At 53.8% G+C, this 26,413-nt stretch carries 31 protein-coding genes, 1 tRNA gene and 1 pseudogene; 14 read left to right on the top strand and 19 right to left on the bottom strand.

Annotated elements, in window-relative coordinates; all coding sequences use genetic code 11:
- Positions 1 to 45 precede the first annotated feature (45 nt).
- Both SIC18_RS02510 and SIC18_RS02505 read right to left on the bottom strand, forming a co-directional pair.
- Positions 46 to 654 carry a 7-carboxy-7-deazaguanine synthase QueE gene (locus SIC18_RS02510; protein WP_413430079.1) on the bottom strand — a complete coding sequence of 203 codons (609 nt, stop codon included), beginning with the start codon at positions 652 to 654 and terminating at the stop codon, positions 46 to 48.
- Positions 651 to 2,324 carry a CTP synthase gene (locus tag SIC18_RS02505; RefSeq protein ID WP_250395250.1) on the bottom strand — a complete coding sequence of 558 codons (1,674 nt, stop codon included), beginning with the start codon at positions 2,322 to 2,324 and terminating at the stop codon, positions 651 to 653. Before SIC18_RS02505 ends, SIC18_RS02510 begins: the two co-directional genes overlap by 4 nt.
- Positions 2,325 to 2,377: 53 nt before the next feature.
- On the opposite strand from SIC18_RS02505, the gene SIC18_RS02500 reads away from it, so the two are divergent.
- On the top strand, positions 2,378 to 3,112 hold the full coding sequence (locus SIC18_RS02500) for an SDR family NAD(P)-dependent oxidoreductase (RefSeq protein ID WP_413430078.1): 735 nt from the start codon (positions 2,378 to 2,380) through the stop codon (positions 3,110 to 3,112).
- Between the two features lie 3 nt (positions 3,113 to 3,115).
- Here SIC18_RS02500 and SIC18_RS02495 read toward each other — a convergent pair whose 3' ends face one another.
- The 4 genes from SIC18_RS02495 to gcvT all read right to left on the bottom strand — a co-directional run bounded on the left by SIC18_RS02495 (position 3,116) and on the right by gcvT (position 7,858).
- The gene (locus SIC18_RS02495; RefSeq protein ID WP_250395249.1) at positions 3,116 to 3,598 is read right to left on the bottom strand and encodes a Dps family protein; all 483 of its coding nucleotides are present in this window, start codon (positions 3,596 to 3,598) and stop codon (positions 3,116 to 3,118) included.
- Between the two features lie 29 nt (positions 3,599 to 3,627).
- Complete coding sequence (locus SIC18_RS02490; RefSeq protein WP_048347530.1) at positions 3,628 to 4,758, bottom strand: RNA polymerase sigma factor, RpoD/SigA family; 1,131 nt, start codon at positions 4,756 to 4,758, stop codon at positions 3,628 to 3,630.
- Between the two features lie 93 nt (positions 4,759 to 4,851).
- Complete coding sequence (gene aspS / locus SIC18_RS02485) at positions 4,852 to 6,687, bottom strand: aspartate--tRNA ligase (RefSeq protein WP_250395248.1); 1,836 nt, start codon at positions 6,685 to 6,687, stop codon at positions 4,852 to 4,854.
- A 61-nt stretch (positions 6,688 to 6,748) separates the two neighbouring features.
- The gene (gene gcvT, locus SIC18_RS02480) at positions 6,749 to 7,858 is read right to left on the bottom strand and encodes a glycine cleavage system aminomethyltransferase GcvT (RefSeq protein ID WP_048347528.1); all 1,110 of its coding nucleotides are present in this window, start codon (positions 7,856 to 7,858) and stop codon (positions 6,749 to 6,751) included.
- A 152-nt stretch (positions 7,859 to 8,010) separates the two neighbouring features.
- On the opposite strand from gcvT, the gene SIC18_RS02475 reads away from it, so the two are divergent.
- A complete protein-coding gene (locus tag SIC18_RS02475) occupies positions 8,011 to 8,271 on the top strand; it encodes a hypothetical protein (protein ID WP_048348382.1) in 261 nt (86 codons plus the stop codon).
- A 144-nt stretch (positions 8,272 to 8,415) separates the two neighbouring features.
- On the opposite strand, the gene speB is transcribed toward SIC18_RS02475, so the two are convergent.
- Both speB and speE read right to left on the bottom strand, forming a co-directional pair.
- Complete coding sequence (speB, locus tag SIC18_RS02470; RefSeq protein WP_250395247.1) at positions 8,416 to 9,312, bottom strand: agmatinase; 897 nt, start codon at positions 9,310 to 9,312, stop codon at positions 8,416 to 8,418.
- Entirely contained in the window at positions 9,309 to 10,172 is an 864-nt protein-coding gene (gene speE, locus SIC18_RS02465) for a polyamine aminopropyltransferase (RefSeq protein WP_048347526.1), read from the bottom strand. Before speE ends, speB begins: the two co-directional genes overlap by 4 nt.
- Between speE and SIC18_RS02460 the strand changes: the two genes are divergently transcribed.
- The 3 genes from SIC18_RS02460 to SIC18_RS02450 all read left to right on the top strand — a co-directional run bounded on the left by SIC18_RS02460 (position 10,160) and on the right by SIC18_RS02450 (position 11,675).
- On the top strand, positions 10,160 to 10,447 hold the full coding sequence (locus tag SIC18_RS02460) for a hypothetical protein (protein WP_413430077.1): 288 nt from the start codon (positions 10,160 to 10,162) through the stop codon (positions 10,445 to 10,447). The genes speE and SIC18_RS02460 overlap by 13 nt on opposite strands.
- 127 nt (positions 10,448 to 10,574) lie before the next feature.
- Positions 10,575 to 11,012, top strand: a complete 438-nt coding sequence (arfB, locus tag SIC18_RS02455; RefSeq protein ID WP_071841241.1) for an alternative ribosome rescue aminoacyl-tRNA hydrolase ArfB — start codon at positions 10,575 to 10,577, stop codon at positions 11,010 to 11,012.
- Positions 11,013 to 11,423: 411 nt separating this feature from the next.
- On the top strand, positions 11,424 to 11,675 hold the full coding sequence (locus SIC18_RS02450) for a hypothetical protein (RefSeq protein ID WP_250394864.1): 252 nt from the start codon (positions 11,424 to 11,426) through the stop codon (positions 11,673 to 11,675).
- A gap of 1,175 nt (positions 11,676 to 12,850) precedes the next feature.
- Here the strand turns inward: SIC18_RS02450 and mazG are convergent.
- The gene (gene mazG / locus SIC18_RS02445) at positions 12,851 to 13,693 is read right to left on the bottom strand and encodes a nucleoside triphosphate pyrophosphohydrolase (RefSeq protein WP_413430076.1); all 843 of its coding nucleotides are present in this window, start codon (positions 13,691 to 13,693) and stop codon (positions 12,851 to 12,853) included.
- A 92-nt stretch (positions 13,694 to 13,785) separates the two neighbouring features.
- Positions 13,786 to 14,298 carry a metal-binding protein gene (locus SIC18_RS02440; protein ID WP_413430075.1) on the bottom strand — a complete coding sequence of 171 codons (513 nt, stop codon included), beginning with the start codon at positions 14,296 to 14,298 and terminating at the stop codon, positions 13,786 to 13,788.
- Positions 14,299 to 14,355: 57 nt separating this feature from the next.
- Here SIC18_RS02440 and SIC18_RS02435 point away from each other — a divergent pair.
- The 4 genes from SIC18_RS02435 to SIC18_RS02420 all read left to right on the top strand — a co-directional run bounded on the left by SIC18_RS02435 (position 14,356) and on the right by SIC18_RS02420 (position 15,550).
- Positions 14,356 to 14,427, top strand: a tRNA-Val gene (locus SIC18_RS02435).
- Positions 14,428 to 14,596: 169 nt separating this feature from the next.
- Entirely contained in the window at positions 14,597 to 14,755 is a 159-nt protein-coding gene (locus SIC18_RS02430) for a hypothetical protein (protein WP_245407170.1), read from the top strand.
- Between the two features lie 10 nt (positions 14,756 to 14,765).
- Complete coding sequence (locus SIC18_RS02425; RefSeq protein WP_048347522.1) at positions 14,766 to 14,966, top strand: hypothetical protein; 201 nt, start codon at positions 14,766 to 14,768, stop codon at positions 14,964 to 14,966.
- A 290-nt stretch (positions 14,967 to 15,256) separates the two neighbouring features.
- A complete protein-coding gene (locus SIC18_RS02420; protein WP_048347521.1) occupies positions 15,257 to 15,550 on the top strand; it encodes a 2Fe-2S iron-sulfur cluster-binding protein in 294 nt (97 codons plus the stop codon).
- Positions 15,551 to 15,953: 403 nt separating this feature from the next.
- Here SIC18_RS02420 and SIC18_RS02415 read toward each other — a convergent pair whose 3' ends face one another.
- The 4 genes from SIC18_RS02415 to SIC18_RS02400 form a co-directional block, all read right to left on the bottom strand.
- Positions 15,954 to 16,184: a chlorophyll a/b-binding protein gene (locus tag SIC18_RS02415; protein WP_048347520.1), complete on the bottom strand. Its 231-nt coding sequence runs from the start codon at positions 16,182 to 16,184 to the stop codon at positions 15,954 to 15,956.
- A gap of 165 nt (positions 16,185 to 16,349) precedes the next feature.
- Positions 16,350 to 16,556, bottom strand: coding sequence for a hypothetical protein (locus tag SIC18_RS02410; protein WP_413430074.1), 207 nt, complete (start codon positions 16,554 to 16,556; stop codon positions 16,350 to 16,352).
- A gap of 445 nt (positions 16,557 to 17,001) precedes the next feature.
- A complete protein-coding gene (locus tag SIC18_RS02405) occupies positions 17,002 to 17,172 on the bottom strand; it encodes a hypothetical protein (RefSeq protein WP_245407169.1) in 171 nt (56 codons plus the stop codon).
- Positions 17,173 to 17,784: 612 nt separating this feature from the next.
- Complete coding sequence (locus tag SIC18_RS02400) at positions 17,785 to 18,084, bottom strand: hypothetical protein (RefSeq protein WP_413430073.1); 300 nt, start codon at positions 18,082 to 18,084, stop codon at positions 17,785 to 17,787.
- A 99-nt stretch (positions 18,085 to 18,183) separates the two neighbouring features.
- On the opposite strand from SIC18_RS02400, the gene SIC18_RS02395 reads away from it, so the two are divergent.
- Entirely contained in the window at positions 18,184 to 18,387 is a 204-nt protein-coding gene (locus SIC18_RS02395; protein WP_413430072.1) for a hypothetical protein, read from the top strand.
- Positions 18,388 to 18,405: 18 nt separating this feature from the next.
- Here the strand turns inward: SIC18_RS02395 and SIC18_RS02390 are convergent, their stop codons facing one another.
- The 3 genes from SIC18_RS02390 to SIC18_RS02380 are packed head-to-tail and all read right to left on the bottom strand — an operon-like array spanning position 18,406 to position 20,027.
- Positions 18,406 to 18,804 carry a Fur family transcriptional regulator gene (locus SIC18_RS02390; RefSeq protein WP_048347514.1) on the bottom strand — a complete coding sequence of 133 codons (399 nt, stop codon included), beginning with the start codon at positions 18,802 to 18,804 and terminating at the stop codon, positions 18,406 to 18,408.
- Positions 18,805 to 18,809: 5 nt separating this feature from the next.
- Entirely contained in the window at positions 18,810 to 19,730 is a 921-nt protein-coding gene (locus SIC18_RS02385; protein WP_413430071.1) for an oxidoreductase, read from the bottom strand.
- Positions 19,731 to 19,769: 39 nt separating this feature from the next.
- Positions 19,770 to 20,027 carry a hypothetical protein gene (locus SIC18_RS02380; RefSeq protein WP_048347512.1) on the bottom strand — a complete coding sequence of 86 codons (258 nt, stop codon included), beginning with the start codon at positions 20,025 to 20,027 and terminating at the stop codon, positions 19,770 to 19,772.
- Positions 20,028 to 20,089: 62 nt separating this feature from the next.
- Here SIC18_RS02380 and SIC18_RS02375 point away from each other — a divergent pair, with 62 nt between their 5' ends.
- Together SIC18_RS02375 and SIC18_RS02370 are read left to right on the top strand one after the other, a co-directional pair.
- Positions 20,090 to 20,557 (top strand): hypothetical protein, encoded by a 468-nt coding sequence (locus tag SIC18_RS02375; protein WP_048347511.1) that lies wholly within the window; start codon positions 20,090 to 20,092, stop codon positions 20,555 to 20,557.
- Between the two features lie 5 nt (positions 20,558 to 20,562).
- Positions 20,563 to 21,213, top strand: coding sequence for a 2OG-Fe(II) oxygenase (locus SIC18_RS02370; RefSeq protein ID WP_048347510.1), 651 nt, complete (start codon positions 20,563 to 20,565; stop codon positions 21,211 to 21,213).
- Positions 21,214 to 21,380: 167 nt separating this feature from the next.
- Here the strand turns inward: SIC18_RS02370 and SIC18_RS02365 are convergent, their stop codons facing one another.
- A complete protein-coding gene (locus tag SIC18_RS02365) occupies positions 21,381 to 21,662 on the bottom strand; it encodes a hypothetical protein (RefSeq protein WP_413430070.1) in 282 nt (93 codons plus the stop codon).
- A 92-nt stretch (positions 21,663 to 21,754) separates the two neighbouring features.
- Here SIC18_RS02365 and SIC18_RS02360 point away from each other — a divergent pair, with 92 nt between their 5' ends.
- Positions 21,755 to 24,499 carry a valine--tRNA ligase gene (locus tag SIC18_RS02360; protein WP_048348381.1) on the top strand — a complete coding sequence of 915 codons (2,745 nt, stop codon included), beginning with the start codon at positions 21,755 to 21,757 and terminating at the stop codon, positions 24,497 to 24,499.
- 10 nt (positions 24,500 to 24,509) lie between these two features.
- On the opposite strand, the gene SIC18_RS02355 is transcribed toward SIC18_RS02360, so the two are convergent.
- On the bottom strand, positions 24,510 to 25,583 hold the full coding sequence (locus SIC18_RS02355) for a mechanosensitive ion channel family protein (protein ID WP_048347508.1): 1,074 nt from the start codon (positions 25,581 to 25,583) through the stop codon (positions 24,510 to 24,512).
- 235 nt (positions 25,584 to 25,818) lie between these two features.
- Here SIC18_RS02355 and SIC18_RS02350 point away from each other — a divergent pair.
- Positions 25,819 to 26,377: pseudogene (locus tag SIC18_RS02350) on the top strand (class I tRNA ligase family protein); the annotation flags it as partial.
- Positions 26,378 to 26,413: the final 36 nt, after the last annotated feature.

Here is a 26,413-nt window from a genome sequence, read left to right as displayed (position 1 = left end):
ACAAATTCGGATTGAATGCGGCTGACTGATTTTGGACAGACTGCCTCAACGAACGCCAAGCCATTTGTGGCTTTGCATGCTCAACCTCCAGCGCTGATCTTGCTGAACTTTGCGTACGGCGAGTTGTAGGCCTTCCTTGCAGTCCCAGCCAGGCTGAAGCAGCCAATTGGCCTGGGGCGCTTGTGCTGCCACCACCTCCGCAAACAGCAGATCTGCTGGTTCGTGCACAACAACCTTGAGCTCGTGACACGCTTGCACCACATCCGGTCTTGGAGGCTTGTGCCGCTTCGGTGAAAGGGTGATCCAGTCGGGGGCACCGCTTAATCGATCGACGCCACTGGTTTCAAGATGCACGGGCTGGCTGCACCCTGAGCGAATCGCAGCGGTGAGCTCATCGAGGTTGTGGTGCAGGGGCTCACCCCCGGTGATCACGACAAAGGCGGCTCCGGTTTCAGCGGCAGATGTGGCTTCAATCGCCAAGTCCTTCACCAGCCGCTTTGGATGGGAGTCTGCAGGCCATGAGTGCTTGGTATCGCACCATTGACAACCCACATCGCAGCCTGCCAGTCGAATGAAAAATGCACTGCGGCCGGTATGAAGCCCTTCCCCTTGAAGAGAGTGAAAGGTCTCCACAACCGGCAAACAATCGCTCAAGGCTGCAGGCTGGGATGATTGGATCCAGCCTCTGAATTGTTTTGTTGGCGCATGGCTTCGTTGGGGCTGGAGGGTAAGCGTTGTTGAGCCGCTTCGATCAAACCTCGGAATAAGGGATGGGGCCGGCCAGGTCTGGATAGGAATTCCGGGTGGTATTGGCAGGCGGTGAAGAAGGGATGTTCGGGAAGTTCGATCAGTTCCACCAATCGGCCATCGGGGGAGCTTCCGCTGATTTCGTAGCCAGATTCGAGAAAAAGATTTCGGTAAGCGTTGTTGAATTCGAAGCGGTGGCGATGGCGCTCGTACACCACTTCTTCTCCATACAGCTTGGACGCCAGACTGCCTGCTGAGACACGGCAGGGGTAGACGCCCAAACGCATCGTCCCTCCAAGGTCAACAACGTCTTGTTGTTCGGGAAGCAGATGGATCACAGGATGGGTGGTTCCTGGCTCGAGCTCAGCGCTTGTGGCATCAGTGAGCCCTGCCAAATTGCGAGCCCACTCGATCACGGCGCATTGCATTCCTAGGCAAAGGCCAAGGAATGGCACGCGCTGCTCCCTCGCCCAGCGGATGGCGGCCACTTTGCCATCAACGCCACGGTTGCCGAATCCACCTGGCACGACCACGGCGTCCATGCCTTTAAGAAGGACATCAGCGCCTTGATTTTCAATCTCTTCTGCGCAGACCCAATGCAGATCCAGGGAGGCGTCCTGGGCTAAACAGGCGTGGCGTAGGGCTTCTACGACAGAGAGGTAGGCGTCGTTGAGTTGGACGTACTTGCCCACTAACGCAACCTTGACCGCCGGGCCGGGATTGCGGAGTTTGTGCACCAGTTGCGCCCAGTCCACCATGTCACTGTCGTGATCTTCGAGGTCCAAGACGTCGAGGACTTCACGGCACAGTCCTTCGTCTTCGAGTGTGAGCGGTACTGCGTAGATGCTGTCGGCGTCCAAGGAGGGGATGACCGCTCGCTGGGGGACACCGCAGAAGCCTCCGATTTTGCGTTTGAGCTCATCATTGATGTCGCGATCACTACGACAGACGAGCAGATCTGGCTGGATTCCGATCGAGCGAAGTTCTTTGACCGAATGCTGGGTGGGCTTTGTTTTCAGCTCTCCCGACGTGCCGATAAAGGGGAGCAGGGTGACATGGATGTAAGCCAGATCTCGTCGTCCCACATCTCCTCGGAACTCTCGAATCGCTTCCAGGAAGGGCAACGACTCAATATCACCAACAGTTCCGCCGATTTCTGTAATCACAACATCGGCATTGCTGTTGGAGGCCACACGGTGAATGCGGTCGCGGATTTCACCGGTGATATGGGGGATGACCTGAACGGTCCCGCCGTTGTAACTGCCTCGGCGCTCCTTATTAATGACGGATTGATAGATCGAGCCGGTGGTCACGCTGTTCAGGCGCGACATGGCGGTGTCGGTGAAGCGTTCGTAGTGGCCAAGATCGAGATCGGTTTCTGCACCGTCTTCAGTGACAAACACCTCCCCGTGCTGAAAGGGGCTCATCGTTCCTGGGTCCACATTCAGATAGGGATCCAGCTTCAGGATTGAAACGCTGTAGCCCCGTGACTTCAGCAAGCGCCCGAGGCTCGCGGCCACAATCCCTTTGCCGATGCTGGAGACCACTCCGCCGGTGACAAACACGAACTTGGCCATGGCTTGCTCGGCAACATGTCAATTTACTGCGGTAGACCCTCACCCTGGTATCCGTGCGCACTCTCCTGATTAGTGGTGCAAGTCGTGGGATTGGTCGTGCGGTGGCTGAACGAGCTCTTGCCGACGGCCATCGCCTCAGCCTTGGGCTTCGTGATCTGGAGGCGTTGAAGCAGACGCCCCTTGATCCTGCGTTGGCTGGGAGCGACAAGGTGTTGCTTTGTCCCTATGCAGCTGAGGACCCTGCGGCGGCCCAGGCCTGGGTTGAGGCCACCTCCAACTATTTTGGCGGCTTCGACAGCGTGATCCATAACGCCGGGATCTTCAGCCGTGTGCCGCTGCTCTTTGAGTCGGGCGAAGAACAAGAAATCGCTCACATCATCGATGTGAACCTGATGGGACCTTGGTGGCTGACTCGCGCGGCATGGCCGCAGTTGGCATCCCACGGAGAGGGTCGCATTCAGGTTTTGGTTTCGATGAGCGGGAAGCGCAGCAAAGGTCGCCTGGCGGCTTATAGCGCCAGCAAATTTGCCCTGCTTGGTCTCTGCCAAACCATGCGCAACGAGGGTTGGGCTGCCGGCATTCGGGTCACGGCGATTTGTCCTGGCTGGGTCAATACGGATATGGCGGCTGCAGTGCGTAACGGTCCGAGCGACCGCTGGCCAACGCAATCGATGGAAGCTGAAGCGATGACTCAGCCCGAAGACATTGCGTCGATGAGTGCTGAATTGTTGAGACTTCCCAATCGGGCGGTGCCCTTTGAGCTTGCGGTTAGCTCCAGCCTGGAGTGATGCTTAGTGTTCCAGCAGGCTGCGAAGCATCCAGGCTGTTTTTTCGTGGATCTGAAGCCGTTGGGTGAGCAGGTCGGCAGTGGGTTCGTCGTTGGCAGCTTCTGCCAGAGGAAAGATGCTCCGTGCCGTACGGGCTACGGCCTCATGGCCGGTGACCAGCTCACGCACCATGTCGAGCGCGGCAGGTTGTTGCTCTGCTTCTTGAATCGAGGCCAAAGCGGCCAGGGTTGAACCTCCATGGGGTGCCAAAACGCCAAGGGCGCGTATGCGCTCAGCGATCACATCCAGGGCGTTCCACAACTCGGTGTACTGGTCCATGAACATCAGGTGCAATGTGTTGAACATCGGCCCGGTCACGTTCCAGTGGAAACCGTGGGTTTTGCCATACAACACGTAGGTATCTGCCAGGAGGCGGCTGAGTTCAGCAGCGATTTCCTCCCGTTGTGTGCTGGTGATGCCGATGTCGATGGCGGAGTTTTGGGCCATGGTGGATGGGAGTTGAAACGCTTGGTTGTTTAAGAATCCAAGGATTGGATGTAATCGCGCACCTTGTTTCTGCGCTGGGGCTGGCGCAATTTCAAAAGGGCTCGGGTTTCGATCTGACGCACCCTTTCTCTGGAGAGGTTCATGTCTTCGCCGATTTGAGCGAGGGTTCGGGGGGTGTCGTCTTCAAGGCCAAAGCGACAGCGAATCACGGTGGCTTCCCTCGGGCTTAGCTCATTGAGCAAGTGTTCGAGATCGTCATGGAGTGAATCGCGGGTGAGGGTCTGCTCTGGTGTGGCGTGTTCGTCTTCTAAGAGCTCCCCGAGCTGGGTGTCTTGATCCTTGCCCACCTTGGATTCCAGTGATACGGAGCGGGGAACGCGAGCCAGCGTTTGACGCACAGTGTCTTCGCTGACGCTGAGCTCTCTCGCCAGATCTGTCATCGAAGCGGTACGCCCCTCATTGCTGGCGATCTCTTGCTGCACCCGTTTGATTCGGTTGAGCTTTTCAGTGATGTGAACCGGGAGGCGAATGGTGCGGCTCTGGGTGGCAATCGCCCGAGTGATCCCTTGGCGAATCCACCAGTAGGAGTAGGTGCTGAAGCGAAAACCGCGGGTGGAATCGAATTTTTCGACTGCCCGTTCGAGTCCCAAGGTTCCCTCTTGCACCAGGTCCAGAAGCTCCATACCTCGGTGCTGGTACTTCTTCGCTACAGCCACCACCAAGCGCAAATTGGCCTGAATCATCCGGTCTCTGGCCTTCCGCCCTCGACGCAGGCGTAGTTGCAGCTCCCTGCTGTCGGTGCTGATGAGGTTGGCCCAGGTCTCATAGCCCTTGCTCAGGCCCTGGTTCAGCTCTTGTAAAGGCATCTCGGCGGCTCGAGCCCACTCCTGTCTTGTGGGCCAGTGAGAGAGATGGTTGGCCTCTCTCAGCTGCAGTTCCTCAAGACAAAGCAATCGTTCGATTGCAGGATGCTCTTTGGCGAATTGACGTTCTTCGCGCTTCAGGCCCTCGTATTGCTGAACGAGGCGAGATAACACCACCTCGTCTTCAGCGGTGAGCAGGTCCACCCGACCGATGTCCTGCAGGTAGAGACGCAACAAGTCGTTGCCGCCGCTCCAGCGGATCGGGGCTGATCCCGTTGATGAGGAGCTGGCGGACAAAAGGCTGAGAAGTCGATGAGCTTTCTCAAGGGTCTCGGTTTAAGCCAGTTGGTCTGCAGAAACGTTGGTTTCTGTTCGGGTTTTGTGCTGCGACTAGTCAGTGGTTTCTGTCACGGGATCCACCCAAGTGCTGGCGACATGTAAATCGTCGAGTTGGCGTTCAGAGACCCCTGCGGGCGCAGCCGTCATCAGGCAGCGTGCCTGCTGGGTTTTCGGGAACGCAATCGTGTCGCGGATTGAGTCCTCTCCGGCGAGCAACATCACCATTCGGTCCACGCCAAACGCCAGCCCACCGTGGGGAGGTGCACCCATGTCGAGCGCATCGACCAAGAATCCGAACTGCTCTTGGGCCTCCTCTGGAGCAAGCCCGATGCTGTTCAGCACCTCTCGCTGCAGGGCGGAGTCATGAATACGCAGGGAGCCCCCTCCTAGTTCCAGGCCGTTGAGAACTAGGTCGTAGGCCTGGGCGCGAGCTGTGGGAAGGGTTTTGGCCCACTCCTCAGCCTTATCGCCCAGGTCGGTGGTGTTCGGGGCGCAGAAGGGATGGTGTAGGGCTTCGAGCCGATTTTCGTCTTTGTTGAATTCGAACATCGGGAAATCGACAACCCACAGAAAATTCCACTGATCGTTCTCCCTGTCGGGCTTCACGAGCCCCATCTCTTTGGCGAGATATTGGCGCACACGATCGAGAGCTTTGTTCACCGTTGCGGTGTCTCCAGCACCAAAGAGCAGCAGGGTTCCGGGCTCAGCCTCGGTGCGCTGCAGCAGGGTTTGCTTCTGCTCGTCCGACAGGTTGTCCTTGATGGCTCCAATGGTGTCGATTTCGCCGCCCTCTCGCACCCGGATGAAGGCGAGGCCACCGGCGCCTGCTGCTTGGGCTTCGCTGAACACATCACCACCGGGTTTGATCCGCACGTTGGACACAGCGTCATTGCCTCCGGCTACCGCAATGCACTTCACGGAGCCGCCGGACTTCACCGCTCCACTAAACACCTTGAAACCCATGTCTTTCACGATGTCACTCACATTGGTGAGCTCCATGCCGTAACGGGTGTCGGGGCGATCCGTGCCGTAGCGCTCCATCGCCTCGTGCCAGGTCAGGCGTGGAAACGGCAGTGGAAGATCAATCCCTTTGACCGTTTTCCAAATAGCAGCAATCAGCCGCTCATTGAGCTCGAGGATCTCTTCCTGGCCCATGAAGCTCATCTCCATGTCCAGTTGCGTGAACTCAGGCTGTCGATCTGCCCGAAGGTCTTCATCGCGGAAGCAGCGAGCTACTTGGTAGTAACGCTCAATGCCGCCCACCATCAGCAGTTGCTTAAACAGCTGCGGCGATTGGGGAAGTGCGAACCATTCACCACCGCAGACGCGGCTTGGCAGGATGTAATCCCTGGCGCCTTCTGGGGTTGAGCGGGTCAGTACCGGAGTTTCCACTTCGATAAACCCTTCGTCTTCGAGGAATCGGCGTGCCGTTTGGATCGTGTGGGCACGCAAGCGAAGGTTGTCGTTCATGCGCTTGCGGCGCAGATCTAAAAAGCGGTGGCGAAGGCGCAATTCTTCGCGCGTGTGTTCCTCGTCATGCACAGATACAGGGAAGGGAAGCGTGCCTTTCACGCTGTTGAGCACGTGGATGCTGCTTGCTAAAACCTCCACCGCACCGGTGGCAAGCCGGTCATTCAGCGACTCCCCAGGACGGGCCCGAACCATTCCCTGGACTTGCAAAACGGTCTCGCTACGCAGGTGTTCGGCGACGGCAAAAGCATCAGCGCCAAGGTCGGGATCCACGGTGATTTGAACCGTGCCGCTGCGGTCGCGGAGGTCGATAAAGATCACCCCGCCATGATCGCGGCGGCGATCCACCCAGCCGCAGAGCTGCACGGTTTCGTCGATGTGCGTGTCGCGCAGGTCGCCGCATCCGTTGCTGCGCATGGGAGTTTCGCTGGAGAGAGGCGAGTTTCCCACAGCCGGTGCCAAGACGCCTATGCCCCGACTAGGAACGGCGATAGAAGGGGCGTTTTACAACAGTGGCCGGTTGGAGCTGTCCACGGATCTCAACGCTGAGCTCTGTGCCGAGCTTGGCAAGGGCTGGCGGTAGGGAGGCGAGGGCAATGGGCTCTTGGAGAGTGGGAGACCAGCTACCGCTTGTCACCACGCCCACGGTCGCTCCGTTGTGGATGACGGGGTAATCGTGGCGGGCAATCGAACGGCCCTGCAGTTTCAATCCCACGAGACGCTTGGAAGGTCCCTGTTCAGCTGCTTGCTCAAGGGCTTGTCGTCCGATGAAAGTGGCGGGCATTTCCAGATGCACCAGCCACCCCAAGCCAGCTTCAAAGGGGGTTGTGGCAGCGTCCATGTCTTGGCCGTAGAGATGCATGGCTGCCTCCAGTCGCAGGGTGTCGCGAGCGCCGAGGCCGCAGGGTGTTACGCCCTCCTGGAGCAATTGCTGCCATAGCTGTCGGCCGTCGTCTGCGTTGAGCAGCAGCTCTACGCCATCCTCTCCGGTGTAGCCGGTGCGTGCTGTGAAGACAGGGGCTTTGAGCCCCTGAATGTTGAGACTGCAGTGGCCAAAGCGCGGCAGTTCGCTGAGATCGCTTCCACTCAATCGCTCCAGTAGGCCGATTGCCTTTGGCCCTTGGAGAGCAAGCAACACCCCATCCTTCTTCTCGTCGAGGACCTGCAGATCAGCTCGCTCAAGATGTTGGCGAATCCAGGCTGTGTCGGTTTCAGCGCAAGCTGCATTGATGACAACCAGCAAGGTTTCGTGACTCGCGTCCACCAAGGATGGGCCTAGGTCATAAATGATTAAGTCATCAATGATTCCGCCCTGTTCATTCAGCAAGACGGAATAGCAGGCTTGGCCAGGACCGATTCGGTGCAGATCACTCGGTACAAGTTGTTGTAAAGCATCTTTGGGATTGGCGCCTTCAAGTCGCAAAACTCCCATGTGGGAAATATCAAACATGCCGCTGCTGCTGCGTACCGCCTTGTGTTCAGCCATGAGCCCTGAAAATTGAACGGGCATTTCCCATCCAGCGAAGGACACCATTCGACCTCCGGCCGCGATGCAGAGGTCATGGAGCGGTGTGAAGTTCTGGTCCATGACCGAGGTGCTAGCCCTCAAATCCTATGAACCAACTTGCACTTGAATTGGTATCAATCCTGGAATTGGAAGTAAAGCAGCAGATTGCGGTGGTTTTGTGGTCCGCTTTGGCAAGCGTCCTTAGTCTGAGCTCGCGTTTCAGCAGGTGTGATGTGACTCAGTCAAGTTGTCAAACCTGCGTGCATTGCACTCCTCCTGCAGCAACAGGATCTGGGTGGTGTCGGTTACGGCGACTCTCCGTTCATGCGGAGTTGGCGAATCAGGTGTTTTGTCACCACTGGACCTGTCGTCCACCATCCCTTCCTGAGCTCAATCTTCAGGAGCCTTTGTTGATCCCTTTGGATCGTCAGTTGGATTTTTGTGATTCGATGCAAACGTCTGATCAGGATTCCGAAGTAACAGTTCGGCTGTAAGTAAAAGCTTTGAGTGGATTTGGCTCTTCTAAAAATATTGGAGATTTTGATTTAGAGATTGATGAATATGGACTTTTGACCTGAGCATTTGATCTTTTGTGCAGTGAGTGAATTGCGGCGTCAATCTTGAGTTGAGGTAGATGTTTAGGCTCCCCTTGGTTCCTGAGTCATCAACAGCAGAAGGCTGCGGGTGACTTTGGCGGCCAAGACGCTACTGATCCCACTCGAATCGAGTTGAGGAGCGAGTTCCACCACGTCTGCGCCCATGAGGCGGTGGTGGCGCAGCTCGTTGATCACAGTTGCGAAATCGTTCCACATAAATCCACCTGGCTCTGGAGTCCCTGTCCCCGGCATCACGGCCGGGTCAAACCAGTCCAGGTCCACGGTGAGGTAGATCGGCCGTCCTCTGAGTGGGGTCATTCGCTCGGGGATGTCTTGAACTGAGATCAGTCGGTCACTGCGATGTAGCTCTCTGAATTCTTCAAAGGTGCCGCTGCGGATCGCAATCTGTAAAAGCTGTTGGCTGGGCAGCACCTCCAAACAGCGGCGCATGGCGCAGGCATGGCTGTGACGGGATCCAAGCCACTCATCCCGTAAGTCGGCATGGGCATCGAGTTGCACCAGCACGAGGTCGGGGTGTCGCTCCGCCACAGCAGCAACCGCACCAGAGCTGATGGAATGCTCACCGCCAAGCATCAGCGGCTTCATGTCTGCAGCCAGCACGGTGTCAGTGGCGTGGCGCACGGCATCCACAACGGGCTGTGGGTCGCCATAGGGAATCTCAACGGCTCCAATGTCGACGTAAGGGATGTCTTCGAGGTCTCGATCCAGCTGGGGACAGTAGGTCTCAAGACCTGTGCTCACTTCCCGAATCGCGGCTGGGCCAAATCGGGTGCCTGGGCGGAACGAGGTGGTGCCGTCATAGGGCACACCAAATAAGGCCACCCGGCATCCCTCTGGATCGCGGCGTCCTCCCATAAAAATGGCACCTTCGTCATCAAACAGGCTCTGATCAATCGTTGGGCTTTTGGGATTGTTCATGGATTCAGTTCCCGTTCAATAAACGCTGGAATGGTGTTGAAGGCTCCTTGCTGCCAGCGGGGACTCCAGATGGCACACCCTTCGGTTACGGCTGCGGCGCGCTCGCTTTGAACGGTGAGGTAACGGGGCGCATCCTTCGCTGCAAAGGTCCAGCTCCACCATCCACTTGGATACATCGGCACCCAGCCGTAGAGAGGATCAGCATGGCCAAACAGCTCCCGAATCAGCTTCACCATGTCGATGTGCACTTGGCGGAAGGCTTCGGGTGATTCGCTTTGGGTGGCAAACACCCCCCCTGGCTTGAGGATGCGGCAGCAGTTGCTGAAGAAGGCACGGTTGAATAGGCCTTCTGCAGGTCCTGTGGGGTCTGATCCATCCACTAAGACGACGTCGTAAGTCGCGTTTTCGGCTTCAGCGGCCCAAGCAATGCCATCACCAACACTGAGGTGAAAGCGAGGGTCGTGCCAACACCCGCCTCCGAGTGAAGGAAGGTGTTCTTGGCTGAGAGCAACAACCCTGCCGTCGATCTCCACCATGTCGAGGTGCTTCACCCCTGGGTGGCGCAGGCATTCGCGGGCGGTTCCGCCATCTCCACCGCCAATCACCAGCACGCGCTCGATGGCCTCTGCCGAGCAGAGCGCAGGATGCACCAATGCTTCGTGGTAATGGCGTTCCTGGTGTTCTGCCGTCATCCAGCAGCCATCCAAAAGGAGTCCTTTCCCGTAGCGCTGGCTATCGATCACGGTAATGCGCTGAAACGGGCTGGTCTCCTCAACCAGCACACGGCCTTCCAGGCCGTAGCGCACACCGTTGTGGTGCTCATCGATCCAGTTGCCACTGGTCTCAGGTGCAGTGGTCATATGGCGGGGCGCTGGACGTTCGCTCTATCCAGCTAAAACCAGCACCGGTTGGATGGCGTGATGCCAAGGTCAGGGGTGTCAGTCGGTTGTCTTGCGCCTCAGGTCCAACAGGGAAAGGCATTGACGACACCACGGATGCTCCGGTTGAGTTGGTCGCTTCTGTATTTGTTTACTTTGGGGGGCTGATTAGTACTGTTGTTAATTTGTTGCTACTTGAAATAGCGTTCATCAGTTGCTTCTTGATGAGGTTGCGCTTGTTCACAGTTGCTGCCTAAGTGTCTCAGCAAGGTGATTGTTCATTTGCTTATGGCATTCAAGGATTTTATCCTTGTTGCTCTTGAAGTATTCTTTGCTCTTGTTCTCTCGCCTGAAACTCTAATGACAAAAGAAATCAAGAAATGAATGCTGGATTCTGATTTAGTCATAAATTCTCGCCTCACCCTTAAGCGTTCTGAATTGTCTTGGAAATTTTCTCGTTCTTCCGGTGCTGGTGGGCAGAATGTTAATAAGGTTGAGACAGCTGTTGATTTGTCGTGGAACCTTGAGGATTCAGAGTCTTTAGGGCCATTCCGTAAGCAGCGACTTCTTGATTTTTATAGAACAAGGATTATTGATGGTTGCTTACGAATATCTGTCTCTGAAGAACGCTCACAGTATCAAAATCGTCAGATTGCGCTCAAGCGTTTGGGCGATTTGATTCGAGAAGGAATTAAGTCACCACCACCTAAAAGGAAAGAAACTCGTCCAACACGATCCTCGCAACGAAAAAGGGTTGATAGCAAGAAGAAACGTGGTGAGTTAAAAAAAGGTAGGCAGTCCAGAAGCTCATTTGATGATTGAAAAATGGGAACAATATGAGTTGGTTGTACGCAGATCTCAGCTCGGGCAAAGTATGGATTTTACATGTAGATGTTTTCGTTGTAAGCTCGTCGGAAGACATGGCGTTAAGATAGTCATGATGCTCCTTTAATGTCAGTCTTTTTTAGGGTTAAAGTCATCGTGAATCTGATAATCGAGCTTTTTCTGCAATAAAAACTCCTTTCTTGGTGGGGCTGGTAATTCGTTAGCCGTGAGCTCGACAGTGTCACCTAGTTGCAGCTATTCAGATTGAGGTGTGAGCCGCTTAATGCCTTTGCTTCCCATCGTAATCTCCCAGTAACAATTGCAAACATATTGATCCTCTGTTGCCCTAGCCTCAATATCAGATATGCAGTAATTTTTAATAGCAGTTAAACAAATACCGAAATGCCGATGAAAAAGCTCGCCTGGGTGCTCGTTAGTATTTCTTTTGTTGTTGGTTCTTCAGCTCATGCGCAAAAAGAAATACCAAAAGCCGAGGGTTATGATCAGTGTCCTCTCGGATACATTAATACACTCGGTACAAAATGTGTATCACCTATTTACTATGAAGTTGAACCCACCTACGGTGAAGCTTGTAAGTCAGGTTGGATGAACATTGGTGCTGGCTACTGCAAGAAAAAAACTATCCTAGGAATTTTCTAATGCCTTTAATGTCGATTGTTGCGATGCATTCGAGCATCTCATTGTCTGAATATGGTGTTTATTCATTCAGAAGCTTGTCTCAGGAGTCAGCCTCAACTGAACGGAGGCACTCGCTAACAGCCTTTTGCGCTGATAGCTGGAGCGGTTCACTGTTGTCTTCTGCCGACTTTGAATTCTCATATGCATTCAGATTGATAGATCCATCTAATTCTTGAGGTTGTGGTTGGCTCGATCAATAAAATAGACTTTGGCGTCTTTCACTGACCCCCAATTGGCATTCAGAGGCATCCATTCCTTTGTGTGATTCCATTCGATGAGTTTTGTCGTCTTTCCTTTGACAAGTTATTGGAGATAAGAGATTTGTCTCTGTCTACACCCACATCTGGGATCCGCTGCCCGTCTCTGATTGGAATTGCTTCTAGTGTGTATAGATGTCGGGTTGATTTTTTCCTGTTAAGGATGTGTCCTCCTCTGAATCAGTGCAGATACTCTAAACACTGTTGAATGGGAGAGGCGGTTCAGAAGGTCACAAATCTAGAAGAAGCTAAATTCTCAAGAGTTGAGTTTAATGTCTCCATGACTTGCTGGGGAACCTGCTCTGGCTTCAATCCAATTATTGGCGCTTCAGATCCTAAGAACTCAAGAACTACAACGCAGCCAACGAGGGCAAAAGGAAGTGAAACGAACTTCATCAGTTGATTTTCCTTTCTCTTTCGGAAGAGGTGGCGTTGCATTTTTTGCCTCCAAGTTCTCCGAAATTTAACTAGTGAACTCAAGGATTGCAAGAGTGGGTGATGAGTGCGAATCAAAGTTGTCTTAGTTTCTGTATTTTAAACTACTTTTTGCAATTATACGGCGTTTGTTAAAGAGCCATTTGGAGACAGCGGTGAAAAGGAAGTCACTGCTGCTTGCTGCTCTAATTCTGACCGCCTCTCGTTCTTTGGTTGAAGAGAAGTCTGGCAGGACTCTTGTGTTCACAAGAACGAATTAGCTCGTTAATGGTCCCTACGCTGCCATGAAGCAAAAACACTGAACAAGTGTCTGCTATTGATAGTTTTCTCTTAATATTCGAAAAGCACTGAGTGCCAGCTGCATCTGGAACGACTACTGCCTCAACAACGCTGGGCTAAGCGGCCCATGGCGTCCGTCATTGAACGATGGGCAGCTTGCCACCCTTAGGGATGGTTGTTGTGAGCTGCGGGGTTGGAGGCTTGTGCGGCACGGATTTCAAGCTTTGCTTGCTGCCAAACCGTTTCGAGTTCCTGGATGCTGCGCTCTTGGAGTTGTCCCCCCAAAGCGGCTTCCACGCGAGAGAAGCGATCGAGAAAGCGCTGGTTGGTGCCGGCGAGGCCTTCTTCCGGCTGGATGTCACACCAGCGAGCCACATTCACAAGGGTGAATAGCAGGTCGCCGAGCTCTTCCTGAGAATGGTTTCGATCACCGGAGGAGACGGCCTCCTTGAGTTCATCAAGCTCCTCGTGCACCTTGTCCCAAACCCCCTTCATGTCATCCCACTCAAAACCTGCTTTGGCGGCTTTGCGTGAGATGGTCATGGCTCCAGCCAGGGCTGGTTGTCCGCGAACTTTTCTGGTGAGTTGATCACTCAGTGGGCTTCTTGATTCTGGAAGGCTTTCGCCTCGATCGGCTTGTTCTGCGGCTTTGATGGCGTCCCAATTCGCGGAGACGGTCTCGCAGTCATGGGCCTCTGCATCGCTAAAGACATGAGGGTGGCGGCGAATCAATTTCTGAGTGATTCCACGAGCAATCGCATCGAGATCGAAGCGTTGTTGTTCCTGAGCGAGTTGGGCGTGCAGCACGACTTGTAGGAGCAGATCCCCTAGCTCCTCTTTGAGATGTTGATCATCGCCATGGCGGATCGCGTCGACGACTTCGTGAGCCTCCTCCAGGACATAGGGCACCAAGGTCTGATGGGTTTGCTTGAGGTCCCAAGGGCAACCATGGTTGGGGTCGCGCAATTGCGCGACCACCTCGACCAGATCGTGCATGGCGTCGCTCATGGGGGGCAGATCGAGGAATCCTCAGTCTCGTTGTCAGGACAACTTGCACTGACCACCCCTGAGTGCCTTTCAGAGAGGATGCGCATCTGTAGTCATCGGCGGTGTCTTCGCTTGCGAGGTGGCAGACGCTTGCTGGGAGGTTTTGGCATGGGGTCACCGTCCTGAATCAGATGCAGCCAAGCGCTCGCTTCAAGGCCAATCAGTGTTACGAGGACGGAGATGGATGAGTTGTTCCATGTGTGTTGGAGCCAGCTCCGCCATTGCTCTGGGGTTGGGGTGCCCCAACGGCTGCCCAGCCAGCTGATCGTTGCGACTGAACCGCTGAGATAGGCGATCCGAATCGCTGTTCCTAGAACTGGGCTGTGCGACAGCACTGAGCGGTGACGGATCAGGCGTTGGTAAGGCCACCAAATCCAGCGCAGCACCCCCCAGCGTTGATAGGGCCTGGAATTGATATCGAGGTCAGGGGAAAGGAAGAGTCCGCCGAATAAAAAGGCCAGTGCACTGCAGAAGGCACCACTGAGTCCTAGCCATGGCCACCAGATGACCCCGTAGAGCAAAGCCAGAACACAGGTGGCGCGATCGTGCTCCCGGCCGGAAGCCATGCTGGTTGAAGCAAAGAGTGGGGTAGCCTGCCACCTTCAGGCAGAATCACTGTCTAAGGGCGATTAGCTCAGCGGTAGAGCGCCTGCCTTACAAGCAGGATGTCCCTGGTTCGAAACCTGGATCGCCCATCTCAATCACCTCCAAAAGCCCAGCAGTGTGCTGTGGTGCGATGCCGTTGGTTACGGTGTCACCGCTCGGTTAGCGCTGATCACTGAGAGCTGGATTCGTTTTGAGTAGAAATGACTACCAATTGAATTTTGATAGTTCTTTACATTCGTCTCGAGCAACGACCCTGCCATGAGTTTGCCTCTCCACTTTCAATTCGAGAAGCTTCGACTTCAGGGGGCTATCCAGCACGCCAGTGATATGGATGAGCTCAAAGAAGTAGCTGGACAGCTTTTAGACCTCTACTTCATGCAAAAAGTCGCTACAGAACGCGTCATTTCCGAAAAATAAGGGGTTTTCCATGTCATCAGATCATTCCCATGAAATCGTCGCCACTGTTCACCTGAGCCTTGAAGCGTTGCGATTGGCGTATAAAACCACTAGCGATGCGCTTCGGAATTGGCCTGGCGGTGATCCACTCGAGCAACAATTTTTGGCGCAAAGCAAAGATCAGCTTTTTCGCTGTTTGCTAGAGCAGTCGTTTGAGCTTGAAGCCGGGTAAATCTAGTCTTGCTTGATGATTTAAGTCTTGAATTGATTGGATTGATCTAATTGATCAATATCTTCTTTGATGCCAAAATGCTAAGTGCTTTTGTTTTAGTTTGTTTTGGTTTATCTTGATGACGGTGGCGTGGCCCTTTCGCTCAATGAATATATTTCCATTCTGTTAGCGATTTTTTACTTGCTATTGCGTAGCTTATGATTCGTAGCCATGTTTATGTGTGGGGTTGTTGATTTTTCTCCTTTGCTAAGCAGGAGCAGCTAAAACTTTGAGTAATTGCAAGTCTTCATGTGGCTGATTTTAAGGTAACGATCCTTAGTAATGGAACTGAGACAGTTGTTAGCTGCCCAGATGATCAATACATTCTTGATGCTGCAGAAGAGCACGGTATTGATATGCCTTACTCCTGTCGTGCAGGTGCATGCTCGACTTGTGCCGCGAAGGTAGTTGCTGGATCAATCGATCAGAGCGATCAAAGTTTTCTTGATGACGACCAGATTGCTGCAGGCTTTGCCCTTCTGTGTGTTTCGTATCCCGTTAGTGACTGTTCTGTGATTGCAAATGCGGAAGATGATCTTTACTGAGTTGCTAGCGTCGCTCCATGCCATGTGCCAATGAATAGGATTTGTTTTTAACTTGTGGGCCCAATACTCTAAGTAAGGCTAATCATTGTGTTGTTGGATGAATCAGAGTCATTAGCTGATTCATCCATTCTTTTGTCCTTTCTGCGTTCTTGGTGACTCACACGTGGCTTTGGAGCTGTTGATCGCTTCAGCGATCTATACCACAACAGAGTCCCGAAAACGATCCATGAAGTGGATGGTCAGGATGTTGACGTCCTTCAGCGTAATAGAGCTTCTCCATGAGGAGATTTGGGGGCTTCATTCCAGTGTTTGCTTGGGCTGGAGTTGTTAATAGGGTGAGGGCAGCAATTGCCGAGAAAAATTTCATATTTGTCATCCAATAAATTGATCTGGGTTGATCTCGTCAAAGACCAATGGCGCGTAGCAAGCTTTCTCCAGTCAGCAATTCTGTGGCTATAGCAGCAACGAATCCAAGCATTGCTAATCGTCCATTGAGCTTTTCTGCTCGTGAATGGAAGCCCCAGCCAGCATCCGCCGTTGCATATTCCATGCGGGGCTCTTTGGCATACACATTGCCGTGACCTTCGCCATCTCTGGTGACGAGGCCAGTTGGAGCGCGGAGTGTTGTGGTCATGAATGTCTCCGATTGGGACCTGATCGGTCTAGATCTGCTTCCCTGCACTCGGAAGGGGGGCAGCCGCACCAGAAGGTTCGGTTTCAGGACCTACCTGTGTGGTCTAAAGGTGAGTATTGACGAGGTGTTTGCGTTCGTTCCTTCCGCCGTGACCCTGTGTTTAGGTCAGGCTCCTCTTTCACCATGCTGAAGCGTTGCCAGGGTGACTGCGCGCACAACATTGGCGTCCGTTAGAACCCTCACGACAACGCCACCATTCAGATCATTCTCTCGCTCCACAACAAGCCCTGGAACCTCTTCTCCACTCGCCAGCCTGTAAGGGAGTCGGTGTAAGGGGTGGCTCAAATAGAAGGCTCCCTGAGTGATTGCCACTGTCAGTCTGGTGAAGGGCTAGAAAATAAACAATGATCCGATGCGTGTGATATGTGATGTGTGATCTAGAGGCTGCCAGAATTGCGAAATTTATTGGCTAAGTTGGTCAACTAGGCTTGTCCTCAGGTTTATGCCGCTCCTTATAATTGATTCGGCTAATTTAGTCAAAAGTTTGAAGAATGGCCGTGATGCTTTGCGGCCTTCGCTTGAGTTCGTTGTTGAATTCCATGGCTAAATTTTGTGCCTCTATCGCATCTGAAGCGTAAACATTGTCTTCATGGATGTTTCCAAGTGAGTCTCGGTATCGGATTGCATAGCGTCTGAAAGCCTGATGGGTGGACATAAAACTTCTGTCGGTCTGCTTTTAATAGGGGGACGCAAGGTGTCCAACCCCCGGTGAAGGTGGAAGGACACGTTGTCGGATTGCAATAGTGGTGGGTCGTGATCAGCCAGAAACAGCTGAGATGCTGTATGGAGCTTCTGGGAAACTTGTTGGCATTGGGTCAGGTTTACCTTGAGCTAATGCTTTGGCACGTTGATACATTTGACTGGATGTTGCACCTGATGCCTCCATGGCTTTGGCAACAACATCCCAGTTACGAATTTCAGTTGACATTTGAATTCAATTCAGAACTCTCAAATAATCGCTAGTGAGCCGATCTGTCCGTGACAGTGAAATCCCCCCATCGGCCGAACTCGCGTTTCCTATGAACGATTGATAAGTGTTTGCTTCCACGTCTGGCTGTCTTGATCAGGCGCCCATTGGTCTGTCTGGTTCGCTTTGATGGGGAGTCCTCCTCCTGGGTGGCTTGATCTGATTTGTTTTGTCCTTTGACTTGCTCGCTAGAGATAAGGAAAGATTGCAAAGATCAGCTGACATCAAGCCCGTCAAGGGTCATGGTTGGAATTTGCGGGTGAAATTGATGCTGAAAGTGAAGCATGTGGCCATGGCATGCTGTGCCGCGTTGCAATCTCTCTCTTTTGCAGGTTTGCCTGTGAGTGCAGCACAAAATTGTGGCCCTAATCGGCACTGGGTTCAGACAGGTGAAGGTTATGGCGCTGGATATTGCAAGCCCAAGCACAGGAGGGATCATCAAGTTTGTGCAATCGGCTATCACTACGAAGGTGGTGGTGTTTGTAGACGCAATGGAGACTGGTGGCAAGGGCGTAGGCCAATTAACTGGGGGCCTCGTTATGAGCCTCAGAGGCCAGAAGGCGGCGTTACGTTTCAGGGCCCGAATGGTGGGAACATTCGAGTGAGATGGTGAGATCTTCCCAAGTCTAAACTTTTTGATTTAGCAACTTTTAATGCCCCGCCTTGGGCGGGGATTTTTATTGCTTTCACTTCCAAATTCTTATTTGAATTCGCTGAGGGATTTGGATGAGCTTGCAGTTCAAATCTCTTAGGTGCCAGTGTTTCGGCTTTGGCGAATCCCTCATGTTCTGTTGTGTCAGCGCCTAGCTGCTCGCGCTGCCGAGTCTCAGTACTGATCAGTTTTGCTCCCATGATTTTGTTGGTGAGCTGCAATCAGGATTCTGGGTATTGAGCAACGAAACGATTTTTATTTAAAATCTTCTTAAAATAGCAGTATTGGTAATGATTGAGAGGCAACTGTTAGCGCCTTCCATGCCGAACGCTCGAGATCTGATCAATGCCCACCTCTATCCAGTGTTGGCAACATTTTCAGTTATTTATTTTGCGATTCAAATTGCTCCGATCGCAAACCAGGCTCGATATTTCGATCATTGCGTGGATGAAGTGATTAAGGAAGCGAAGGGTAGTTTTGCCGAGAAACGAGCCTTTGCTGCCAAGCTCTGCAGTGGGAGCTGATCACTGCTGACAGGCTGCTTAAGGGTGATTTTGTTGGCACTCAGAGCAAATACCGAAGAATTCCAAAGTGTGGAACAACATCTTGAAGCCGGATGTCTCTTCGGTGGAGATTGAGAGTCCGTGAATCGGGCAGTGATCCAATGCTTTGGTTCTTCCGCAGTCAACACATGTGAGGTGATGGCGGTCTTGCTCAATTGGGGCATAAAGGGCCTCTCCTGTAGGCAGATGCCTGCAGCGCACCAGACCCTGCTGTTGCAGTTGTCTGAGGTTCCGGTACACCGTTGCGAGTCCCATGGCGTTGGATCCGCTCTCTAAGAGTCGATGGAGCTGTTGCCCACTCATTTCGTCACCGCTGTCACGCAAGGCGTCGAGAAGGCGTTGCTGTCGAGTTCGGCTGGCTGTCGGCTGGGTCGTCATGGTGATCAGACCTCGCTTTTATTGCATAGGATCATGTCATCGCTGATCCTCCAAAGACGTTCGCGTTGCTCGCCGTCTCTGGCGGGACGGGCTACAGGCTGACGTGTTGGCATTCCGCGCATCGATGCAAAGCCACCTGGCCCAAAGTGTTCTCCACCCTTAGCTCTGCTTGCTGTTGCTGCATGGAGTTGGGGGAGAGCGCCCATCGCTGCGCTTTGAAATAAGGGATCCATCAGTCGGTAGGCCAAAGACTCTTGCCAGGCTCCTGTCGCGGCCACGGAGACCGGTTGAAGGTTGGTGCGGGCCAAGCCTGGATGGGCCGCGAGTGATATCACCGTGCTGTTTTGTTTGTGAAGTCGATGATTGAGCTCGAGTGCAAACATCACGTTGGCCAATTTGCTTTGGCTGTAGGCCTTCCATCGGTCATAACGCCGCTCACCTTGCAGGTCTGACCACTGCATTTTGCCGAAATATTGCGCTCCCGACGTCACAGTGACCACCCGGGCATCTTCTCGGCCTTCCATCAGTGGAAGAAGCCTTTGGGTGAGTGCCATGTGCCCTAGATGGTTCACTGCAAATTGCATTTCGAAACCTTGGACGCTCAACCGTCTTGGTGGGGCCATCAAGCCAGCGTTGTTCATCAACAGGTCCAGGCGTCCATAACGCTCTTGGACAGCATTGGCGCAGCGTTCAACACTGTTGAGATCGGATAAATCAAGATCCAGCAGGTCAACGCCCGTTGTGCCGAGATCCAGCAAGTCTCGGCGTGCCGCTTCGCTTTTTCGTTGGCTGCGGCAAGCCATCAGTACGGTTGCGCCCTTTTGTAAAAGCGCACGACTGGTTTCCAAACCCAGGCCGCTGTTGGCCCCAGTCACGAGGGCCACGCGTCCAGTTTGGTCTGGGATGTCCTTCAGGGTCCAGCCCATGCAGCAGACGTCAGAGAAGATCCAGTCTCGCGGTTGGAATCAGTCTTCGGGGAAGAGCAATTCCGCTAATTCGTCGGCGTCGACGTCGTAGACACGGGCAAGAGACGTTTCAATCGCACTGGTGACTTCGCCCGGTAGGAATCTCATGGCATTGAGTGCGTCTTCGGCGATCTCATCTGTCAGGAGTTGGTCATCGCCTTCGAGCTTCTCGTCGTTGATGACGGCCATCACCCAGCTCTGATAGGCAAATACCAGATCCGAGAACTCGAGTTCGGGATCGTTGAGATCCAGGGTCATGGCCAGAGTCGATCATTAGCACCACCATTTTGACCTCCGGTAGGGAAGATGTCTTGCAGAAGATGTTTGATATGAGCCTTCCGGATCCTGACCAGCTGCAGGGAACCCTTGTGGACTTTGCGCTTTTGGAGCTGATTCGACAGCACCGTCTCAGTTTTCAGCCGCTTTGGACGGTTGATGGCTGGGCCAAATTGATGATCTGGCTTGCCTTGAATTGCGGTCTTTCAGGGGACACCGAAAGTCTTGAGCATTTCGCGACGTCGCTGGGGGAGACGATCACGACGCGGATGCGACGCACATTTTTTGAACGAGAGTTGGCCGATCTGGAGCTCCATGTCTTGGCAGATCCAGCTGATACGGAAGTGCTGCTGCTCTCTCAAGCCCCGCAAGATCCCCTAGTGCTGGCACCGGAACGTCTAACTCGTGCTTTAAAGCGGGTTGATTTGCTCGAACATGTGACTGCTGATCAAAGTCAGTGGCAAGCTCTTGATGGCATCGTCGCGATCCCTTGGAAACGTTCTGACTCCTGATGACCATGGACCTGATCGCCAGGTATCGCAACGCTGGTTTTGAGGCGGTGGCTGATGGTGCTATCGCCTTTTTTGATCGCCGCACTGATCTGCAGCGGGCCGGGGTGGCCTTCGGGCCAGGCGGTGCTGAAGAACCGGCCAAGGTGTCGACGGATATCAGCCTGGTCGCGATTGATCGGAGTGATCCAGATGCCTTTGGATTATCTGAGGTGATCTTGCGCGGCGTTGCCGCTGGACTCGAACGCTTTTTGCAAGAAAGGCCGCTGTTTCGTTCGGTCTGCCCTGATCAAGAGTTGTTCGTGATGCCGATCTTCAACCTTCAGCGGTATGCCCCTGGCGAAGGTTTTAAGCAGTGGCATTGTGATTGGACGATTAGTGATGAAGCAACTGAGCCAGTGCATCGTGTGCTGGCTTGGATTCTCTATTGCGACACGGTGGAAGAGGCAGGCACGGAATTCCATTGGCAGAACCATCACGAACCCGCCGAACGCGGCAAGTTAATTATTTTTCCAGCGGGTCCATCTCACATTCACCGGGGGAGGGTGAATCCGGATTTGAGTAAGACGATTGCCACAGGATGGATTAATGCTGGTTCGCGTCAGGGTTATCTACAGCGCCTGGCACAGGGAGACGACATTCTCCCTCCCTCTGTCTAGGGGTACGGGCTACTTTTGGAAGATTTTAGTTGCATCATTATTTGCTTTTAATTGTGATTGTTTGGATTGTCGTTGAAACTTGATGTGAGATTAGTTTTGTTGTTCAACGTTGGATTGCTCTGGTTTATGGAAGGGCTGTTGTTCTTCTGAGAAGTGATGGCTGTTTTTCAGAGTTTCCAGTTTTTCATCGTCCATAGCAATTCGCCTGCATCCCAGCTGCAGAGATCGAAATTGTGGATTGCGGTCGCATCGGAAGCATCGAGCAGGCGTTGGGCGTAGTGCTTCACCAATGCAGCAGGGTCGAGATCTACCCCTGCCTGTGCTGCTACCTCACTAACGGCAGCCGCTGTGGTGGCCATCCTCAAGCTCCTCTTGAGATCATCGTTCTGGGCCACAGCTTCAAGCATCTGCTGGATTGCAGCGCTGAGATCGTTAGAAGTTGAGCCCATGGATCGGTTGGTATTGATGCTCTTTGATCATCGCTGTCAAGCCGACTGAAAACGTCTTTTGCGACCATGAATGGCGTGTATGGGCTCTACCCGTGTCGGATCTGGCCAAGACCTATGACCCGGTTGGTACGGAAGCCAGATGGCAGAAGGCCTGGGAGGACGTGGGGGCCTTTCATCCCGATCCTGCGGCTGAGGGCGAACCGTTTGCGGTGGTGATCCCGCCTCCCAATGTCACCGGCAGCCTGCACATGGGGCATGCCTTTAATACGGCTCTGATCGATACGATCGTGCGCTATCAACGGTTGGCGGGCAAAAACGTGCTTTGCCTCCCTGGTACGGATCACGCTTCGATTGCAGTCCAAACCATTCTTGAGAAGCAGCTCAAGGAGGAGGGCAAGACGCGCCATGACCTTGGCCGTGAGGCTTTTTTGGAGCGCGCCTGGCAGTGGAAAGCAGAAAGTGGAGGTCGCATCGTCGATCAGTTGCGTCGGTTGGGGTATTCCGTCGACTGGCAGCGCCAACGATTCACGTTGGATGAGGGATTGAGCGAGGCGGTGAAAGAGGCCTTTGTTCGCCTGCATGAGCAGGGCCTCATTTATCGCGGTGAATATTTGGTGAATTGGTGTCCTGCTTCGGGCTCCGCGGTGAGTGACCTGGAGGTGGAGATGAAGGAGGTGGATGGCCATCTTTGGCATTTCCGCTATCCGCTCAGTAGTGGTGAGGGTCATCTTGAGGTCGCCACTACGCGGCCCGAAACGATGCTCGGTGATTCGGCAGTGGCGGTGAACCCCAGCGATGAGCGTTATGCCCATCTAGTGGGTCAGACCCTTGACCTCCCTTTTACGGGCCGTCAGATCCCGATCGTTGCCGACGATCACGTGGAGAAGGAGTTCGGCACTGGCTGCGTCAAGGTCACACCAGCTCATGACCCCAATGACTTCGCGATTGGGCAGCGTCATGGTCTGGCTCAGATCACGGTGATGCGCAAGAACGGCACGATGAATGCCCAGGCCGGGCGCTTCGAAGGCTTGGATCGCTTTGAGGCGCGTAAGGCTGTGGTGGCAGCCCTTGATGAAGACGGCTTGTTGGTCAAGGTCGAGGACTACCGGCACAGCGTTCCCCACTCTGATCGGGGAAAGGTGCCGGTGGAGCCGCTGCTCTCCACCCAGTGGTTTATCAAGACCGAGCCTCTCGCTGCTCGCTGTCGAGAAGCACTGGCTCAACAGGATCCCAGCTTTATTCCCGAGCGCTGGGAAAAGGTTTACCGCGATTGGCTGACAGATATCCGCGACTGGTGCATCAGTCGTCAGCTGTGGTGGGGCCATCGCATCCCCGCCTGGTTTGTCATTAGTGAAACCGGCGACAAATACACCGACACCACGCCTTATGTGGTGGCTAGGGATGAGGCTGAAGCGCTGGCGAAAGCCCAAGAGCAGTTTGGAGCTCAGGCCCGTATTGAGCAGGATGAAGACGTGCTCGACACCTGGTTCTCGAGTGGACTTTGGCCGTTTTCAACCCTGGGTTGGCCCGATGCGAATGCCGCTGACCTTCAGCGTTGGTACCCCACTAGCACCTTGATTACAGGCTTCGACATCATCTTTTTCTGGGTCGCCCGGATGACGATGATGGCCGGTGCTTTCACCGGTGAGATGCCTTTTAAGGACGTCTATATCCATGGTCTGGTGCGGGACGAGCAGAACCGCAAGATGAGCAAAAGCGCTGGCAATGGGATCGATCCCCTGTTGTTGATTGAGCGCTACGGCACCGATGCCCTGCGTTTTGCTCTGGTGCGCGAGGTGGCCGGTGCTGGTCAGGACATTCGCCTCGATTACGACCGTAAGAAGGACACCTCAGCCACGGTTGAGGCCTCTCGCAACTTCGCGAACAAGCTTTGGAATGCCACCCGTTTCGCGCTGATGAATCTGGGTGGGTCCACACCAGCAGAGCTGGGTGAGCCAGAGGTTTCCGCGTTGCGGCTCGCCGACCGTTGGATTTTGTCGCGCTTGGCGCGCGTGAATCAGGAAACGGCAGGGCGATACAGCAGTTATGCCCTTGGTGAAGCCGCTAAGGGCCTCTATGAATTTGCTTGGAACGATGTTTGTGACTGGTACTTGGAACTGAGCAAGCGTCGTTTAAATCCAGGCGAGGATCCCAGCGCTGCAGCCTTGGCGGATCAGCACACGGCCAAACAAGTGCTCGCGAAGGTGATCAGCCAAATGCATTTGATGTTGCATCCGTTGATGCCCCATCTCACCGAAGAGCTGTGGCACAGCGTGACTGCTGAGCCCGAAATCACGTTTTTAGCGCTTCAGCCTTGGCCTTCTCAAGACGAGGGTGCTTTGGATGATGGTTTGGAAGCCTCTTTTGCCGAGCTGATTGCTGCCATTCGAGTGGTTCGTAATTTACGAGCCGTTGCGGGTTTGAAGCCGTCCCAATCGGTGCCTGTTCGTTTCGTGACGAGCCGCCCTGAGCTGATGGCAGTGTTGGAGCAAGGTACGGCTGACATCACTGCGCTCACTCGAGCTGAATCTGTTGAGTTAATGACGCAGGCTCAGGCCGAGGCGGCTCCTGTTGCGAAAGCACTCGCTGGTGTCAGCGGTGAGTTACAGGTGTTGCTGCCCATCGAAGGCCTGGTTGACCTTGAAGCACTTCAGGGCCGTCTTGAAAAAGACATCGCCAAAGCTGACAAGGAGATCAAGGGATTGGCGGGACGCCTCAGTAATCCGAATTTTGCGGATAAGGCACCAGCGAATGTGGTCGCTGAATGTAAGGTCAAGCTTGCTGAAGCGGAGTCTCAGGCTGACCTTGCGCGCAGACGGTTGGCGGATTTGGGATAAATAGTGGCTGTTAGGTCGAGGGGAATAGCTGCTCTGGTTTTAAATTGGGGGCTGGATAGAGGGTGGTGCAATCGAAAGCAAAGTCGGCATTGTTAGCTTTTACAATTTTTGCAATCTCAAGAAATATTTCTTGCTGGATGTCTAAGTAGTCTTGCCAGTTTGTGGTTTTAGTGAAGCAATAAACCTGAAGATTGAGCGAAGAACTCTCCCATGCGTTGAAATGCACCAGGATGATTTGATTATTGTCAATCGCATTATGGTTGTTTAGGAGCTCGCGCACTTGCTTGGTAATGGTATCCATGGCGGGGATATCTTCGTATCGCAAGCCAATATTTGCCAGGATCCGGCGGTTATACATTTGTCCGGGATTGACGATGCTATTCGTTGCAAATACTGCGTTGGGGATATACATTGGTCGCCGCTCAAATGTGCGTAGTCGTGTGTGATACCAGCCGATATTTTCAACGGTTCCTTCCATTCCGTCGGTGCTGATCCAGTCCCCCTCCTTAAAGGGACGGTTAAAGAACAGCATGAAGCCGGAGAAGAAGTTTTGGGAGATGTTCTGCGTCCCGAATGCCAGTCCGACTCCCGCGCCTCCTCCTAGAGCCGCCAGTGCTGTGGCGGGAACCCCGAAGGTGAGCATCAAGGCGCTAGCACCAATCAACAGAATCAAGATTGTGTAGATGCGGCCAATAAAGCTGATGGCCATCGCGCGATCCTTAGGGTCGTCCATCTGGAGCCATCGCTCAAAACGTCTGGTCTCCATGACGGTGTGGCCCAATCGGCTCACCGCCCACGTGACGGCGAGGATCGTGATTGTGGCGGAGAGCTTTAAAGCATTGCTGCCATCCAGCCACCCCACATTGTTGGCGATTTGGCGTCCGAGCCAGCCCAAGTAAAGAGAGGTGCTGAGCCCTAGGAGCAATGGCTGACGGATTGCTTTCGCGATCATCCCTCCAAGATGTTGCCCTCTCCGCTCCATGAGTCCAAGTACAAGCCAGAGCGCTATCAGAACGGCAGTACCAATCAATACCCCGGAGTTGGAGTGGATCAAATCCACGTCTTGAATGATCCTTTCTTTCATTGCGTCATCGTGGTGATCTGCTTCAAGCAGTCTGCCGTCTCCTTCGTCTTTGATCAGGCCGAATGCAGAGGTCTATCAACTTTCATTGGGCTGATTTGTCATAGCGTTCGCTACATCCACGGGTTGGTTCGGGACGGGCAGAACCGCAAGATGAGCAAGAGCGCTGGTTTGGTATTGATCCGCTGCTTCTGATTGAGCTATGGCACCGACGGCCTTCGCTGCGCTCTAGTGCGGGAGGGTGCTGGCAATCGTGATCAGTCCAATGCCTCTGATGCTGTATCCCCTGATGACGCATCTCCCAGAGGAGCTTTGGCACAGCGTTACCGCGGAGAGCGAACCCCTTGTCTTGGCACTTCAATCTTGGCCAGTTGTGGACGAGGTTGCTTTGGATGATGAATTGGAAACGTCCTTTGCTGAGTTGATCGCTGTAATACGCCTGGTCCGTCATTGGCGAGCCGTTGCGGGTTTAAAACCATCCCAATCGTTACCCGTGCGATTCGTGACTGACCGCCCAGCTCTGGTGGAAGTCTTTGGGCAAGGTACGTCTGATATCACGTCTTTGACTCGAGCGAAATCCGTCCAGTTAATGACCGCAGCGGACGCCGAGTCTGCCCCTGTTGCTGCCCATCGAAGGCCTGGTTGATCTGGAAGCACTTCAGGCCCGCCTAGCGAAAGACATCGCCAAGCCCGAGAAGGAGATCAAGGGCTTCCCCGGCCTATGAGCCAATCCCAACCTTGCAGAGAAGCAGGCGCGGGCAGAGTTAGCACCTAAAAGGCTGTGCGATCTGAACTGAGTTGTTATCAGTGGTTGACCAACTCTCGATGGAATG

The organism is Synechococcus sp. Cu2B8-bc1011, from assembly GCF_047302735.1.
In the GTDB taxonomy this organism is placed as follows: domain Bacteria; phylum Cyanobacteriota; class Cyanobacteriia; order PCC-6307; family Cyanobiaceae; genus Synechococcus_C.
The sequence above is the reverse complement of the archived record's forward strand: the minus strand, read 5'-3'. Positions and strand labels throughout refer to the sequence as shown.